This window comes from Corynebacterium halotolerans YIM 70093 = DSM 44683, from assembly GCF_000341345.1.
GTDB lineage: Bacteria > Actinomycetota > Actinomycetes > Mycobacteriales > Mycobacteriaceae > Corynebacterium > Corynebacterium halotolerans.
Map to the genome: position 1 here is coordinate 2,313,200 of NC_020302.1, position 15,605 is coordinate 2,328,804.

At 69.4% G+C, this 15,605-nt stretch carries 11 protein-coding genes; 4 read left to right on the plus strand and 7 right to left on the minus strand.

The window, feature by feature from the left end; translation table 11 throughout:
- Nucleotides 1-240 precede the first annotated feature (240 nt).
- Both treS and A605_RS10650 read left to right on the plus strand, forming a co-directional pair.
- A complete protein-coding gene (gene treS / locus A605_RS10645; RefSeq protein WP_034990651.1) occupies nucleotides 241-2,007 on the plus strand; it encodes a maltose alpha-D-glucosyltransferase in 1,767 nt (588 codons plus the stop codon).
- Complete coding sequence (locus A605_RS10650) at nucleotides 2,007-3,188, plus strand: phosphotransferase (RefSeq protein WP_015401520.1); 1,182 nt, start codon at nucleotides 2,007-2,009, stop codon at nucleotides 3,186-3,188. The genes treS and A605_RS10650 overlap by 1 nt, the downstream gene beginning before the upstream one ends.
- An 11-nt stretch (nucleotides 3,189-3,199) precedes the next feature.
- Here the strand turns inward: A605_RS10650 and A605_RS10655 are convergent, their stop codons facing one another.
- Both A605_RS10655 and A605_RS10660 read right to left on the minus strand, forming a co-directional pair.
- Nucleotides 3,200-3,640, minus strand: a complete 441-nt coding sequence (locus A605_RS10655; protein WP_015401521.1) for a DUF1801 domain-containing protein — start codon at nucleotides 3,638-3,640, stop codon at nucleotides 3,200-3,202.
- A gap of 96 nt (nucleotides 3,641-3,736) precedes the next feature.
- Complete coding sequence (locus A605_RS10660; RefSeq protein WP_015401522.1) at nucleotides 3,737-4,780, minus strand: hypothetical protein; 1,044 nt, start codon at nucleotides 4,778-4,780, stop codon at nucleotides 3,737-3,739.
- Nucleotides 4,781-5,157: 377 nt separating this feature from the next.
- On the opposite strand from A605_RS10660, the gene brnQ reads away from it, so the two are divergent.
- Entirely contained in the window at nucleotides 5,158-6,549 is a 1,392-nt protein-coding gene (brnQ, locus tag A605_RS10665; RefSeq protein WP_015401523.1) for a branched-chain amino acid transport system II carrier protein, read from the plus strand.
- A 110-nt stretch (nucleotides 6,550-6,659) separates the two neighbouring features.
- A complete protein-coding gene (locus A605_RS10670) occupies nucleotides 6,660-7,691 on the plus strand; it encodes an LLM class flavin-dependent oxidoreductase (protein WP_015401524.1) in 1,032 nt (343 codons plus the stop codon).
- Between the two features lie 140 nt (nucleotides 7,692-7,831).
- On the opposite strand, the gene A605_RS10675 is transcribed toward A605_RS10670, so the two are convergent.
- The 5 genes from A605_RS10675 to A605_RS10695 form a co-directional block, all read right to left on the minus strand.
- Nucleotides 7,832-8,623 (minus strand): TIGR04086 family membrane protein, encoded by a 792-nt coding sequence (locus A605_RS10675; RefSeq protein ID WP_015401525.1) that lies wholly within the window; start codon nucleotides 8,621-8,623, stop codon nucleotides 7,832-7,834.
- Nucleotides 8,624-9,099: 476 nt separating this feature from the next.
- Nucleotides 9,100-10,992, minus strand: coding sequence for a BCCT family transporter (locus tag A605_RS10680; protein WP_015401526.1), 1,893 nt, complete (start codon nucleotides 10,990-10,992; stop codon nucleotides 9,100-9,102).
- A gap of 61 nt (nucleotides 10,993-11,053) precedes the next feature.
- A complete protein-coding gene (locus A605_RS10685) occupies nucleotides 11,054-11,569 on the minus strand; it encodes a hypothetical protein (RefSeq protein WP_015401527.1) in 516 nt (171 codons plus the stop codon).
- A gap of 13 nt (nucleotides 11,570-11,582) precedes the next feature.
- Entirely contained in the window at nucleotides 11,583-12,497 is a 915-nt protein-coding gene (locus tag A605_RS10690) for an AEC family transporter (RefSeq protein WP_015401528.1), read from the minus strand.
- 6 nt (nucleotides 12,498-12,503) lie between these two features.
- Nucleotides 12,504-15,416, minus strand: coding sequence for an FAD-binding and (Fe-S)-binding domain-containing protein (locus A605_RS10695; protein ID WP_149029511.1), 2,913 nt, complete (start codon nucleotides 15,414-15,416; stop codon nucleotides 12,504-12,506).
- Nucleotides 15,417-15,605: the final 189 nt, after the last annotated feature.

Below are 15,605 nucleotides of genomic sequence, written 5' to 3' on the forward strand. Positions count from 1 at the left end.
CCTACCCTGAGTGTCATGACCGAGAAACCGCACCGCGATGACCGCCCCGAGGTCGGCGAGCACACCGAGGCCGGCTCCCCCAATCCGACGTCCGGCTCCGAGCCCGGTCCGGGTCTGTCCACCGGGCCGCGGGACGGCTCGTCCCCCGAGGACCACGAACAAAACCCACCCCTGCTCAGCGGCGCCACGGAGGCCGTCGGCGAGGCCGGCCCCGGCCTGTCCACCGGCCCTCTGGACGGCATGGACGCCGAGGAGATCCGCGTTCCCCGCCCGGCGGTCGACGCCGAGGGCCACATCATCGAGCACGAGTCCGAGGAGTTCGACACCCCGGCCCCGGCCCCCGGTGACGCCCCCTGGGAACGCAAGAACCTGCAGTGGTACAAGGACGCCGTGTTCTACGAGGTCCTCACCCGCGCCTTCTACGACTCGGACAACACCGGCACCGGTGACCTGCGGGGCGTGACCGAGAAGCTCGACTACCTGGAGTGGCTGGGCATCGACTGCCTGTGGCTGCTGCCCTTCTACGACTCCCCGCTTAAGGACGGCGGCTACGACATCCGCAATTTCCGTGAGGTGCTCCCGGAGTTCGGCACGGTCGACGACTTCGTCGAGCTGGTCGACCAGGCCCACCGCCGCGGCATCCGCCTCATCACCGACCTGGTGATGAACCACACCTCGGACCAACACGCCTGGTTCCAGGAGTCCCGCCACGACCCGGACGGCCCCTACGGCGACTTCTACGTCTGGAGCGATGACCCGGAGCTCTACAGCGAGGCCCGCATCATCTTCGTCGACACCGAGGAGTCCAACTGGACCTGGGATCCGGTGCGCAAGCAGTACTACTGGCACCGCTTCTTCTCCCACCAGCCGGACCTGAACTACGACAACCCGGACGTCCAGGAGGCGATGCTGGACGTCATGCGCTTCTGGCTGGACCTCGGACTGGACGGCTTCCGGCTCGACGCCGTGCCCTACCTCTACGAGCGCGAGGGCACCAACGGCGAGAACCTGCCGGAGACCCACGAGTTCCTCAAGAAGGTGCGCAGCGTCATCGAGGAGGAGTACCCCGGCCGCGTCCTGCTGGCCGAGGCGAACCAGTGGCCCAATGACGTCGTCGAGTACTTCGGTGACACCCCGGAGGGCAACGAGTGCCACATGGCCTTCCACTTCCCGCTGATGCCGCGCATCTACATGGCCGCCGCCCAGCAGTCGCGCAAGCCGATCTCGGAGATCCTGGCCGACACCCCGGAGATCCCGTCGAGCGCCCAGTGGGGCATCTTCCTGCGCAACCACGACGAGCTCACCCTCGAGATGGTCTCCGAGGAAGAGCGCGCCTTCATGTACAAGACCTACGCCAAGGACCCGCGGATGAAGGCCAACGTGGGCATCCGCCGCCGCCTGACCACCCTGCTCAACTCGGACCGCAACAAGCTCGAGCTCTTCCACGCCCTGCTGCTGTCCCTGCCGGGTTCGCCGGTGCTCTACTACGGCGACGAGATCGGCATGGGCGACAACATCTGGCTCTTCGACCGCGACGGCGTGCGCACCCCGATGCAGTGGTCCTCCGACCGCAACGGCGGGTTCTCCAAGGCGGATCCGGAGCGGCTGTACCTGCCGCCCATCCAGAACGACCAGTACGGCTACGCGGTCTACAACGTCGAGAACCAGATGAAGCGCGAGAATTCCCTGCTGCAGTGGGTGCGCGCGCAGATCCACATCCGCAAGCAGTACCAGGCCTTCGGGCACGGCACCTACCGGGAGATCTACGCCGCCAACGAGTCGGTGCTGGTCTTCCTGCGCGAGTACAAGGGCGAGACGGTGCTGTGCGTGAACAACCTCTCCGACCGTCCGCAGGCCGTGTCCCTGCACCTGCCCGATTTCGCCGGTGTCACCCCGCGCGAGCTCTCCGGCTGGGCGCCCTTCCCCACCATCGACGACCACCCGTGGGTGGTCACGATGGCCCCGCACGGCTTCTTCTGGTTCGACCTCGCCCCTGAGGAGGAGTGATGGACAACCTGGCCCGCATGCTGGAAAACGCGCGCTTCTACGGCGCGAAGTCCGAGGCGATCGACTCCATCGACGTCGTCCGTGAGGCCCCGGCGGCCGGCGGGACGCTGATGGTCCTGCGCGTCCACCACGGCGGACGCTCGGATCTCTACCAGGTGCTTGTCGACGCCGAGGGGTCGGACGTCCTCGCCGACGCGGACGTCGCCACGGACTACGGCGCGGCACTGCTCGGCGGCGAGCCCGCGGGCTTCGGCGGACTGCACACGGTCGCCGACCTGCCCGGCGGTCTCACGGGCCGGATGATCTCCGGCGAGCAGTCCAACACCTCGCTGATCTTCTCCGACGACACCGCCGACCGGCTGATGGTCAAGGTCTTCCGCAAGCTCGAACCGGGCGTCAACCCGGATGTCGAGCTGCTGTCCAAGATTCCGGACTGCCCCAACGTCGCCCCCGTGCTCGGCTGGGTGACCGAGGAGATCGACGGTGAGGACCATGTGCTGGCGATGGTCCAGGACTTCGTGGCCGACGCCCGCGACGGCTGGAAATTCGCCCTCGGGTTCGCCGCCCTGGACGCCAGCTTCGGCGCCGAGGCCGCCCTGCTCGGCGAGGCCACCCGCGCGGTGCACACCGCCCTGGCCGACGCCTTCCCCACCGAGGAGGTCCCCGCTACGGAACTGACCCGCAGCCTCGAGGAACACCTTGACCACCTGGTGGCCCGGGCCCCCGTCCTCGAGCCCTACGCCGACGCCGCGCGCGAGCGCTACCGGGCGCTCGGCGACGGGACCCACACAGTCCAGCGCATCCACGGGGACCTGCACCTGGGTCAGGTGCTGCGCGCCCCGGAGGCCTACGTGCTCATCGACTTCGAGGGCGAGCCCGCCCGCCCGCTGGCCGAGCGCCGCCGCCCCGACTCCGCGCTGCGCGACGTGGCCGGGATCATCCGTTCGCTGGACTACGCCGCGCACTTCCACTCCCACTCCGGGGAACAGGGCCCGGCCGCGCCCGCGGAGTGGGCGGCCGGCGCCACCCGGGAATTCCTGGCCGGCTACGGCGTGGGGGCCTCCCCGCTGCTGGACGCCTACGTGCTGGACAAGGCCCTCTACGAGGTGGTCTACGAATCCGACAACCGCCCCGGCTGGGTGGACATCCCGCTCGAGGCGGTCAAACGGCTGGTCGGATAAGACCGGCAGGCTCAGCCCACGGCCTTCGCCACCAGATCGGCGATGGCCTTCTCCGCGGCGCCGGTGAGCCCGGTGACGGCGAAGGAGGTCGGCCACAGGCCGTCCGAGTCATCGAGGTTCGCCTCGGGCGTGAACCCGAACGTGGAGTAGCGCTCCTTGTCGTCGGTTCCGCTCCGGAAGAAACACACCACCTTTCCCTGCCGCGCGTAGGCGGGCTGGCCGTACCACAGCTTCGGGGCCAGGTCCGGTGCGGTGGCGGTGACGATGGCGTGGATGCGCTCGGCGACGGGGCGGTCGGTGTCGTCCATCCCCTCGATCTTCGCCAGGACGTCGAGTTCCTCGGCGGCCTTCCTCCCGCCCCGGGGGCGCTCGGACTCCCTTCTCAGCTCCGCGGCGCGTTCCTTCATGGCGGCGCGTTCCCGCTCTGTGAAGCCGCCCGATCGTGCGGTCATCTCCTGTTCCTCCTTGCACCTGTTCGTGTTCCGGTACCTCTGAACGCGCGGAACAATTTCCCGAATCCCGGCCGGTTGCCGCCGACCTCGCGATCCTCAGAACCGCCGCGCCGAGCGCGGCACCTCCTCCGGGACCGAGCGGCCCACCGAGAACACCGCGAACGGCTCGCCGTCGACCAACCGGCGCAGAAACCGCGCGGTGTCCGGGGGGTTCTTGAGCTCGGAGTGCACCGAGACCCGAAGTCCGTACCGGTCGAGGGTGAGCCACAGCCGCATGAGCACCCGCCCCAGGCCGATCCACTCCCCCGGCGTGACCGGGCCGGGGCGCGCGCCGAGCACCAGCCGCGCCGGCGGGCGTTTCCGTCGCGGCACGCCCGCCGACGCCCGCGCGCTCATCCGGTGGACACGGTGCAGTGCCCGGTGCCAGAACCCGGCGTGGTCGATGAGCATCCCGGCCGGCCGGGAACGCAGCAGACGGGCGGCCAACCGGGCCCGGCGCGGTGGTATGCGCAGAGTCTCGGCGCTGAGCCCGTCGAGCCCGTGGCGGGGGTGTGCCGGGTCCAGGCGCAGCCACGCAATCGTCTCCCGGATCAGCGCGGGACTGCCGGCCAGGTGCCTCCCGGCGATCGGGGCCAGGCGGGACCACATCGATTCCGGCACCATGCCGACGACCACCTCCGGGTACCCGTGGGTGGCCCGGCGGGCCGGCCACTCGGCCTCCGCGTCGCCAAGGGCGGCCTGCAGGGCGGCGGGGTCGGGTTCGAGTCGGCCGCGGTCGACCTGGCGGTGGCGGATGTCCGTGGCGGTGAAGATCTCGTCGATGCCCGCCTCCCGGCGCACCCGCAGCGCCACGGTGATATCCGGGGCGGTGCCGGTGACCGCAACGACGTCCGCGCGGGCGCCCTGTGCGGCCGCGGCGATGGCGAAGGACTCGATCCAGCAGCCCAGCCCGAGCAGCAGGTCCATGTGGGAGGGATCGGCCGCGGGCAGGGTGCGGGATGGGTCGACGCCGACCTCGAGCCAGGCCTCGTCGCCGTCGATCACGGGCGTGCCCGGTTCCCAGGGTTGGGTGTTGTGGACCGAGGGCGCGCGAGCGGCGGTGGTCACGGCGGTGTCGATGATCTCGTGCAACGGTGTCATGGCAACTCCCGGTGGTAGAGGCACGGCTCGTGCAGCGGATGCCCGGCCGCGGGCGGGGCCCGTGCCGGAAACTGTAAGCCCCACCACGCCCGTCGACAACCAGGTGGTCTTCCGGGGCGTCGGCAAGCGGTTGCGGGCGGTCGTGCCGTCCGTTCCCCGGCTGTCTCAGTGGGCCTCCCGCGCGGTATAGTTCAGTGACTTACCAGGACATGTTCGGACGGGCGAGGTCACCCACGCCCCGCCCCGGCCCCGAACCGTTCATCGCCCTGACCCGGGTGGCATCACCGGCACGAGAAACACCCCCTTTCACTGCCGCATGCTCGACAGATACCGTGACTTAATCCGCACCCGCTACCTGACATGATGGGGTTTTCCCGATGACAGCTGACACTGACGCCCGCGCCGGTTCCACCGTGGCCTCGAAGCCCGGTCCGATGCTCGTCGTGGCCACGGCCCTGATGCTCTTCTCGATGTTCTTCGGTGCCGGCAACCTGATCTTCCCGCCGATGCTCGGCGTCGAGGCCGGCGAAAGCTTCCTGCCGGCCATTCTCGGCTTCCTGGGCACCGGCGTGCTCCTGCCCGTGCTGGCGATCATCGCCATCGCCCTGTCCGGCAACAACCTCCGGGATCTCGCCAACCGCGGCGGCTGGATCTTCGGCCTGGTCTTCCCGATCCTGGCCTACCTGTCCATCGGCGCCTTCTACGCCCTGCCGCGTACCGGGGCGGTCGCCTACGAGACCGCCATTCAGCCGCTGACCGGTTGGGACGGCATGCTGTCGTCGGGCATCTTCAACTTCATCTTCTTCGGCGTGGCGCTCGCCCTGGCCTGGAACCCGAACCAGATCGTGGCCACCCTGGGCAAGTTCCTCACCCCGATCCTGCTGGTGCTGCTGGTCATCCTGGTCGCCCTGGCGGTGTTCCAGTTCGACGGCCAGCCGGGCGCCCCGCTGGAGAAGTACGACTCGCCCGCCGCCGCCGGCCTGCTCGAGGGCTACCTGACCATGGACGCCATCGCCGGCCTGGCCTTCGGCATCGTGGTCATCTCCGCCCTGCGCTACCGCGGCATGCCGGAGGGGGGCCCGGTGGTGCGCGGCACCATCTGGGCCGGGCTCGGCGCCGGTGTCCTGCTGGCGCTGATCTACCTGGGTCTGGGCTTCATCGGCCAGATCATCCCGGATCCGGCGCAGTACGACAACGGCGCGGGCATTCTCGCCGGTGCCGCGGAACTGACCATGGGCACGCCGGGCCAGATCATCTTCGGCCTGATCGTCCTGCTCGCCTGCCTGACCACCGCCGTTGGCCTGATCTCCGCCACCTCGGAGTTCTTCCACACCCTGACCCCGGGTATCAACTACCGCGCCTGGGCGATCGTCTTCTCCCTGCTGTCCTTCGCCCTGGCCACGATGGGCCTGGACACCGTGCTGGCGGTCGCCGCCCCGATCATCGGCTTCATCTACCCGCCGGCGATCACCCTGATCTTCATCACCCTGCTGGAGCCGGTGCTGCGCGGGAAGCTGTTCTTCTTCTGGGCGTTCCGTCTGCCGATCTGGGTGGCCGTGATCTGGTCCGCGCTGACCACCCTCGTCGACCTCGGCTGGGGCGCGTCCTTCCTTGAGCCGCTGATCTCCTGGGCCCCGATGCAGGATCTGACCCTGGGCTGGGTTCTGCCGACCGTCGTCGCCCTGGTCATCGGCCTGATCATCGACGTGGTCAAGCCGCACCCGGCGCCCGAGAACGTCAAGAAGCTCATCCACTCCCTGCAGGGCTGAGTTTCGCCCCCGGGGTGGCGGGGTGAAGGCCGCGCCCCTGCCCCGGGACAGTCCACTTTCCGTAAGGTTGGGTTAAGAAACCCCCAGCTAACCGGAAGGTGGATTTTTTCATGTCTCCCTCGACCCCCCTGTCCCTCATCGACTTCTGCACCGTCTACCCGGGGGAGAAGGTCGGCGAATCCATGGCCCGCTCCGTGGACCTGGCCCAGCGCGCGGAGAGCCTCGGGTACTCCCGCATCTGGTACTCCGAGCACCACAACATGAAGTCCATCGCCTCCGCGGCCCCGGCGGTGCTCATCTCCCACATCGGCGCGAAGACGAAGAAGATCCGCCTCGGCGCCGGTGGTGTGATGCTGCCCAACCACTCCCCCTATGTCATCGCCGAGCAGTTCGGCACCCTCGCCGAGCTCTACCCGGACCGCATCGACCTCGGCCTGGGCCGCGCCCCCGGCACGGACATGAACACCCTGGGCCGGGCGCTGCGCCGGGACGCGAACGCCGCCGACCACTTCCCCGAGGACGTCCTCGAGCTCGACGGCTACCTCAAGGGCCGCTCGCGCATCCCGAGCGTGCAGGCCATCCCGGGAGCGAACACCAACGTGCCGCTCTACATCCTGGGCTCGTCGATGTTCGGCGCGACCCTGGCCGCGAAGCTGGGCATGCCGTATTCCTTCGCCTCCCACTTCGCGCCGACCCACCTGGTGCAGGCGGTGACCTACTACCGCAACAACTTCGAGCCCTCCGACACCCTGTCCGAGCCGTACGTCATCGCCGCGGTCAACGTCACCGCCTCCGACTCCCAGGAGGACGCCGAGCGCCAGACCGAGGGCGTGCACCGCGAGCGCGTGCGCTCCATGGCCGGCCGCGGCCGCCACCTCACCGAGGACCAGCTGGACCAGATCCTCAACTCCCACTCGGGTCAGCAGATCCTCGACATGCTGCGCTTCTCCGCCATCGGCACCGGCGACAAGGTCCGCCAGTACCTGGAGGAGTTCACCGAACTGGCCCAAGCCGACGAGCTGATGATCTCCCTGCAGTCCACCAGCCACGACGAGGCGCTGCGCTCCATGGAGATCCTCGCCGACGCCTGGTCGCTGGATCCGTCTCGGATGGCCGGGGCACCGGGCGAGCACAGGGTGTAGCGCTTCCGCCCCGCTTCTCGACGCCCGTCGCTGAGCCCCGTCGCTGAGCCCGCCGCCAGGGCACGCGAAAGCCCGGGCCACCTCCTGGTGACCCGGGCTCCGGTGCCGCTCGGCGTCGCTACGCGAGTCAGGTGACGAGCTTAGCCGCGGTTGGGGCCTGCGACATACTCCTCGCGCTTGTTGATGACGCTGCGTGCGCCGGCTGCCCCGGCCAGGGAAGCGAGCACCGCGCCGATCAGCAGGCCGGCGAAGGTCCACCAGCTGCCGGCTGCAGCCTCGGGCGCAGCTTCCTCGACAGCCTGCTGGGCGTCCTGCGCCACCTGTCCGGCCGTGTCCTGCGCCTGCTGCGGATTGGTGTTCTCAGCCGCAGACTGCGCGTCTCCGGTGGTGACGTTGACAGCCTCGGAAGCTGTCGTGGCCACGGTGCCTGCGACGCTACCCAACGCGCCCATCGCGCTGGTGCCCAGCCAACCCGCCAGGAAGATCACCGCAAGCACGGAGGTGGCCCAGGTGACGAAACCATGCAGGAGGCCGCTCCGGACGGCGAGAACGCCGGAGACGTAGCCTGCGGCCACGAAAGCGATCACCAGACCCACGAGGGTCCAGATGCCGACGACAGTGCCACTGAAGTCCTGCAGGCCCAGGGCCGCGGCACCCACGCCGATCAGGAGCGTCAGGGCAATGAAAGTCACGGTACCGGCGATGATCGCGCCCCAGGAGGCGTTACCCCTGGAAACGTTCGGGTCGTCGGTGCCCAGCCAGGCCTCCTGGGCGCTGTGGTCGTCGGGCGCGGTCTCGGTGTGGACCGCGCTGGAGGTGGGCTCGACCGCCGGGGTGGTCTCGCGGCGCCCCTCGGTGGCCGGCCTGGCCCCGGTGAGTGGGCGGTCACCGGTCCCCGCGTCCCCTGCCGGGCGATTCACGTTATTCGCCATGATGGTGTCCCTTCAGTTCATGATCAGATCTGCCGGGTTGTTTTTCGGCATCACCGCCCACGGTAGGGAAACCCGGCATTTCAGACATGCCGCCGGCTCCACTGACAGGCCCATTCTGGGGGAGATCGTGGTATCTGCGGGACGTTGTAACGACAACCGGCAGGTCAGAGCTCCAGGTGTCGAAAGCACAACGAATCGGATTCATTTGGCGGAGGTCCACCCCTCCCGGTTCGGGCGCCGGAATCCCGAAGGGAGACCGCACCCCCTGTTCGCCCGGACAACAGGGCGTGTTCTGGGCCAGCGTCCCGTACCGGCGGGCTCCCGGTTCCGATTCTGTCGGCCCCGGTACGGGCCAGACGCCGACCGGCTGGCTGTCCGGCATCCGATACTGTTCACCGCCGCAGACACCACACAGCCCCGCCACCTCCGTACCGGAGACGGGCGGGGCCCTGACATGCTCAGCATCACAGGACGCGTCAGATAGTGAAGTCCTCGTCCCGGGAACGCGGCTTGGACTGCTCCACGATGCGGAAGCGGCGCTGCATGTCGACGGCCTCGTCCTGATCGACCATGTCGCCGACCACGCCGAGGTCACCGCCGACGACGACGTTGCCCGGGATGACGATGTTGCCGTCCTCGTCGTGCTCGAGCACCGGGACGCCGAGCTCGTTGCCCTCCTCGTCGAAGCCGGGGGCGGGCCGGGCCTCGTGCTCCTCGAGCTTTTCGGGGGTGTCGGTCTTCTCCCACTGGCGGGTGCGGATGCGGCGCTGGGCGGAGGCGTCGTCCACCATGCCCTTGACCAGCGAGTACATCATCACGAACTGCATGAGGAAGAACGGCAGCGCGACGATGATCACGACCTCCTGGAGCGTGGCGATGCCCGACTCCGGGGAGATGAGCAGCAGCGCGCCAGTCACCGCGCCGATGGCGATCGCCCAGCCCACGCGGTAGTAGGTGGGCGTCTGGTTCTCCTCGCCGGTGGCGAACATGTCGTTGACCAGGGCCGCCGAGTCGATGGAGGTGATGAAGAAGATGATGATCACCGCCAGCGCCAGCACGGAGGCGACGCCGGTGAGCGGGTACTCGGCGAGCAGGCCGAACAGCGCAAACGGGACGTCGCCGTCCTCCACCACGCGCTCGGTGAGCAGGCCGGGGTTCTCGCGCTCGACCTCGATGCCGGCGCGGCCGAAGACGGCGAACCAGACGATCACGAACAGGGTCGGCAGGAAGAGGACGCCGGCGATGAACTCGCGCACGGTGCGGCCGCGGGAGATGCGTGCGATGAACATGCCCACGTACGGCGACCAGCAGATCGACCAGGCCCAGTAGAACACGGTCCAGTTGCCCTGCCAGCCCGGGTTGTTGTTGAAGGAGTCGACCCAGAACATCAGCTCCGGCAGGGTGTCGGCGTAGATGCCGAAGGACTCGACGATGAGCTTCATCAGCGTCAGGAACGGGCCGGTGACCAGGATAAACAGCATCAGCAGCACCGCCAGGCCGATGTTGATGTTCGACAGCATCTTGATGCCCTTGTCCAGGCCGGAGGCCACTGACAGGCAACCGATGACGGTGATGAACAGGATGATCAGCAGCTCGACCCAGCTGGCGAGCGGGGTGCCCCAGATCATGTTCATGCCGGCGTTGATCTGCAGCACGCCCAGGCCGACGGAGACGGCGATGCCGAAGGTCGTGCCGATGATCGCGAGGATGTCGACGAGCTTGCCGGGCCAGGCGTAGATCTTCCCGCCGAGCAGCGGGGCGAAGATGCTGGACAGGCGCGGAGGCAGCTTGCGCTTGTAGATGAAGTAGCCCAGCGCCAGCCCGGGCAGGGCCATGATCACCCACATGTGGATGCCGAAGTGGTAGAAGGTGAACGCGAACGCCTGCTCGACGGCCTCCTGCGACATCGAGGGATGATTGTCCATGGGCACGTTGTAGGCGTGGTTGATCGGCTCCGCCACGCCCCAGAACATCAGCGTCGCGCCCAGGCCACCGGCGAACAGCATGGAGAACCACACCGGCAGGGAGTAGTCGGGCTCGTCGTCGTCATCGCCGAGTTTCACCCGGCCGTAGCGGGAGACGAACATGCCGATGAGGAACAGGAACGCCATCGACACACCGCCGATGTAGAGCCAGCTGAGGTTGGTCATCAGCGAGTCGGCCACCGAGGCGAACGCGATCTGCGCGGACTCGCCCAGCAGGATGGTGCCGATGACGAAGACCACGATGAATCCGGTGGCTCCGAGGAAGATGAAGGGATCCGACTTCAGGCCGAGGAAGCGTCTCTTCGGTTCCCGTTCCTCGGGCTCGGAGACCTCCCTGGTCTCCGAGCGGTGGGAATAGTCGGGTGTACTGGGAGGGTTCTCCATGATCAGTGCCGCTCTCTCGTGTGGGAGACCCCCGGTCCGAGGTGCGGCGGGAACGGGGGCGTCAGGTCAGGGAACCGATCTTATCGACCTTGACGCCCGGTTTCACTTCTTTGATGAGACTTATCAGTTCGAAAGGCCGCGGGGTGGCCCCGGCGGGAAACGCGACGGTGTAGGCCGCGACGGCCTTCCGGTCGTGGGGAACGCGCTCGTCGACGTGCCCCGGCAACAGGGTCACGAAGGTCCGGCCGCGCGACCACAGCTGCACGGTGTGGAGTTCCTCGAGGGGGAAGGACACGCCGGTGTGCGGGATGGTCACACAGCCGTCGATGCGCAGCACCGGCCGGGAGCGGCGCCACAGCACCACCACCACGCTGATCAGGGCGATGACCACGCCGGTGGCCGGGGCCAGCGCGGCGACGGCGTAGAGCCGGGCCCACAGTTCATCGGTCTGCCGGGACGCGGAGAACAGCAGCCCGGCGAGCACCGGCAGCAACCCGACGACGAAGACGGCGCAGACGATGACGGCCCTCGACGTCGCCAGGTGGGCCGCGCTCGGGCGCAGCGTGATCGCGTTCATGGTGGTTGTGAGTTTATCCCAGCAGCACGGTCGCGACGATGAGGACGGGCAGTGACACGAGGGTGGTCACCACACCCGCGTCGCGCGCCAGAGCCTCGTCGGTGCGGAAGCGCAACGCGTACGTGAGCACGTTCTGGGCCGTGGGCAGGGCTCCCAGCACGACCGCGGTGAACAGTGCGTGGCCGGTCATGCCGAACACGTAGTGGGCCAGCAGGCCGGCCACCACCGGCTGGAGGATGTTCTTGAACGCCGCGACGGCCAGGACGTCCGCCCCCAGGCGCACCCGGCCACCGTGCAACGACATGCCGAAGACCACCAGGGCCAACGGCACCGCGGCGCCGGCGAGGATGGCCGCGGGTTCCTCGACGAAGGTGGGCACCGGCACGTGCAGGAAGGCGATGAGCATCGCGGCCAGGGCGGCGATGAGCATCGGGTTGGTCAGCGGGATGACGACCAGGTTACGCAGCAGATTCGACTGCTTCGAGCGGTGCAGCAGGTCGAGCGCGGTCAGTGACACGGGCGCGTAGAAGGCCACCTGGAACAGGACGACGGGCACGACCGCGGCGGCGTCGTCGAGGATGTAGACGGCCAGCGGGATGCCGAGGTTGCCGGCGTTGACATAGGACGACGCCAGCATGCCGATGATGCTGTCCGCGGCGCTGCGGCGCAGGAGCAGCCGGCTGAGCAGGAAGAACAGCAAGCCGACCACGAGGGCGGAGACGGAGATGACCACCAGATCGGCGGAGAGGATCTCGGCCGGGTCGGTGTGGATGATCCGGTCGAACAGCAGCGCCGGGGTGGCCACCAGGTAGACGAACGACGACAGCGCCTGCCGGCCGCCCGCCCCCAGCGAGTCGCGGCGGCCGAGCAGCCAGCCGACGGCGATCACGATGACCACCACCATGAAACCCATGAGCACCTGCAGCATGGTGTCCTACTCTGCCACGCCCCGGTCCGCGAGGAGGTCGTGCACGACCTCGGCGAGGTGTTTCGCGCGTTCACCTGTCCCCTGCCCGATCTGGGTGCGGCAGGAGAAGCCGTCGGCGATGACCTCCCCCTCGGCGGCGCGCACCTTCGGGAAGAGCTCGCGCTCGCCGAGGGCCAGCGACATCTCGGCGTGCCCGTCCTCGAAGCCCCAGTTGCCGGCCAGCCCGCAGCAGCCGGTGGCGATCTGCTCCTCGTCGATGCCGAGGGCGTCGAGAAGGGCCGACGCCGCACCGGGGTCACCGAGGGAGCGCTCGTGGCAGTGCACCTGCGTCAGGGCGGTGGCGGTCGCCGGCCCCGCCGCATCCACCTCCCCCTTCTCGACGAGCGCGCGCAGGCGCGGGGCGACGACCTCCGCCCAGGGCTTCACGGCCGCGGCCAGGCGCGCCAGGTCCGGGTGGTCGGAGAGCGCGGTGACCTCGGTGGACAGCATCACCGTGCAGGAGGGCTCGAGGCCGACGACGGTCAGCCCGCGGTCGAGATAGGGCTTCATCACCTTCGCGGTGCGCTCGAGGACCTTCTTCGTCATGCCCAACTGACCGGTGGAGTGCCAGGTCAACCCGCAGCAGACGAAGGCATCGGGGATCTCCACCCGGTAGCCGAGCGCCTCGAGCACCTCGACGGCCGCCCGGCCGGGACCCGTGTCGAGTGAGGAGGTGAACGTGTCCGGCCACAGGACGACGGTCTCCCAGTCCCCGTCCGCACCGTCCGCACCGTCCGTACCGGCCGACCGGCCGCCCGTCCGCTTCCGGTGCCACTTGCGCAGCGAGGTGTGCGCGAACCGGATGAGCGGACGCTTCCGGTCCAGCCCACCCAGCCGCTTCATCAGCCCGGACAGCCCCGGGGTGCGCAGCGCGGCGTCGGCCAGACGGGGCACACCGGGCAGGGTGTGCGCCAGGTGCCCGAGCAGCGGCAGCCAGCCCAGCAGGTAGTGGGAGCGGGGGCGCAGCCGCCCGCGGTAGTGTTCCTGGAGGAATTCCGCCTTGTAGGTGGCCATGTCGACGGTGACGGGGCATTCCGCCGCGCACGCCTTGCAGGACAGGCACAGGTCGAGGGCCTCCTCGACCTCGGGGGCGCGGAAGCCCTCGGGCAGACTCTCGCCGCGGAACATCTCGGAGAGCACCCGGGCGCGGCCGCGGGTGGAGTGGACCTCGTCGCCGGTGATCTGGAAGGACGGGCACATCGCGCCCTCCTCGGAGCGGCAGGCGGCCACCCCGACGCAGCGGTTGACGGCGTTGAGGAAGGAGCCGCGGTCGTGGGGGAAGCTGTGCACCGGGGTGATCTCGAAGGTGCGTTGCGCGGGCCCCGGGCGCAGGCCGTCGGTCAGCGCATCAGCCCAGACGAGCACACCGGGGTTGAACACGCGGTCGGGGTCGAAGATGAGCTTGAACTTCTCGAAGGCGTCGCGCAGCGCGGACGAGTACATCTCGCGCAGCAGGGCGGAGCGCGCCCGGCCGTCGCCGTGTTCGCCGGACAGGGAGCCGTCGTAGGAGACCACGAGGCGGGCGGCGTCGGCCATGAACTCGCGGAAGACGGCGACCCCCTCCTCGGAGTGGAAGTCGAAGCTGATGCGCACGTGCACGCAGCCCTCGCCGAAGTGGCCGTAGGGGATGCCGTGCAGGTGGTGCCGGTCGAGCAGGGCGTCGAAGTCACGCAGGTAGTCGGCCAGGTGCTCCGGTGGGACGGCGGCGTCCTCCCAGCTCGGCCAGGCCTCGCCGCCGTCGGGCAGGCGGGTGACGATGCCGGCCGAGGCCTCGCGGATGCGCCACAACCCGCGCATCTCGTCGGCGTCGGTGTAGACCTGCGCGGCGAGCGTGTCGACGGCCGCTGCCTCAGTCACGGCCGCCGCGCGCTCGGCGGCCTCCTCCGGGGTGGCGCCGCCGGTCTCGCAGTAGAGCCAGCCGTCGGCGTCGCGGTCCGTGCCGGGCAGGTTGTCGCCGGCGTTCTTCTGGCCGGGGCGGTTGCGCAGCGCATCGATCAGGTCGCCGCCCATGCCCTCGACGGTGGCCAGACCGGGCAGGTCAACCCGGCGCAGGGCCGCGGCGGCCGCTGCGGCGTCGAAGATCGAGCCGAAGGCCAGCACCGCCAGTGCGGTGGCCCGCGGTTTCGCCACGAGGTTGACGGTCAGCCGGGTGATGACGCCGACGGTGCCCTCGGTGCCGGCGATGGCCTTGGCCGGGTTGTCGAGCAGGTGGTGCAGCCCGTAGCCGGAGGCCTGGCGCGGGAAGCGGCCGAGCTCGCTGCGCAGCAGGCAGTCATCCGCCTCGGCCAGCCGCCGCAGCTGCGCGTCGATCTCCGGGTCGTCGCAGCCTTCCGGACCGACGGTGACCTCGCGGCCGTCGGCGAGCATGAGCGTGACGTCGACGAGGTTGTCGGCGGCGGTGCCGTGGACGATCGAGTGCGAGCCGCAGGCGTTGTTGGAGACCATGCCCCCGATCGTGCAGCGCGAGTGCGTCGACGGGTCCGGGCCGTAGGTCAGGCCGTGGACCGCGGCGGCGTCGCGCAGCGCGTCGCACACCACGCCGGGTTCGACGGTGGCGGTGCGCGCCACCGGGTCGAGGTCGAGAATGCGGTTGAAGTGGCGGGAGGTGTCGATGACCAGCCCCTCCCCGATCGCGTTGCCGGCCACCGAGGACCCGCCGCCGCGGCCGACGATCGGCCACCCCTTCTCCCGGGCGATCATCAGCCCGTCGCGGATGTCCTCGACCGAGCGGGGTTCGAGCACCGCGGCGGGCACCCGCCGGAAGATCGAGGCGTCCGAGGTGTAGGCGGCGCGGGTGGTCATGTCGGTGCGCAGTCCCGTGCGGGCCTGGCGGGCGTAGACCGACGGGTCGAGCCGGTCGAAGCGGATGGTGTCCATGATCGATCTCCCTCCTGTGTGCGATCGTATCGGCACGTAGGCAGGCGCGTGCGTGTTCGGCACGGGCCGTTGAACGGGAGGTGGGATCCTGGGCCTTCTCGCCTCTGCCGCGTCCGCTCTCCGGCGGCTACCCCGGAGCCTGCGGGGTGGTCGCAAAAGTTCACGCCCCCTCGCCTGCCGAACAGGCACAAC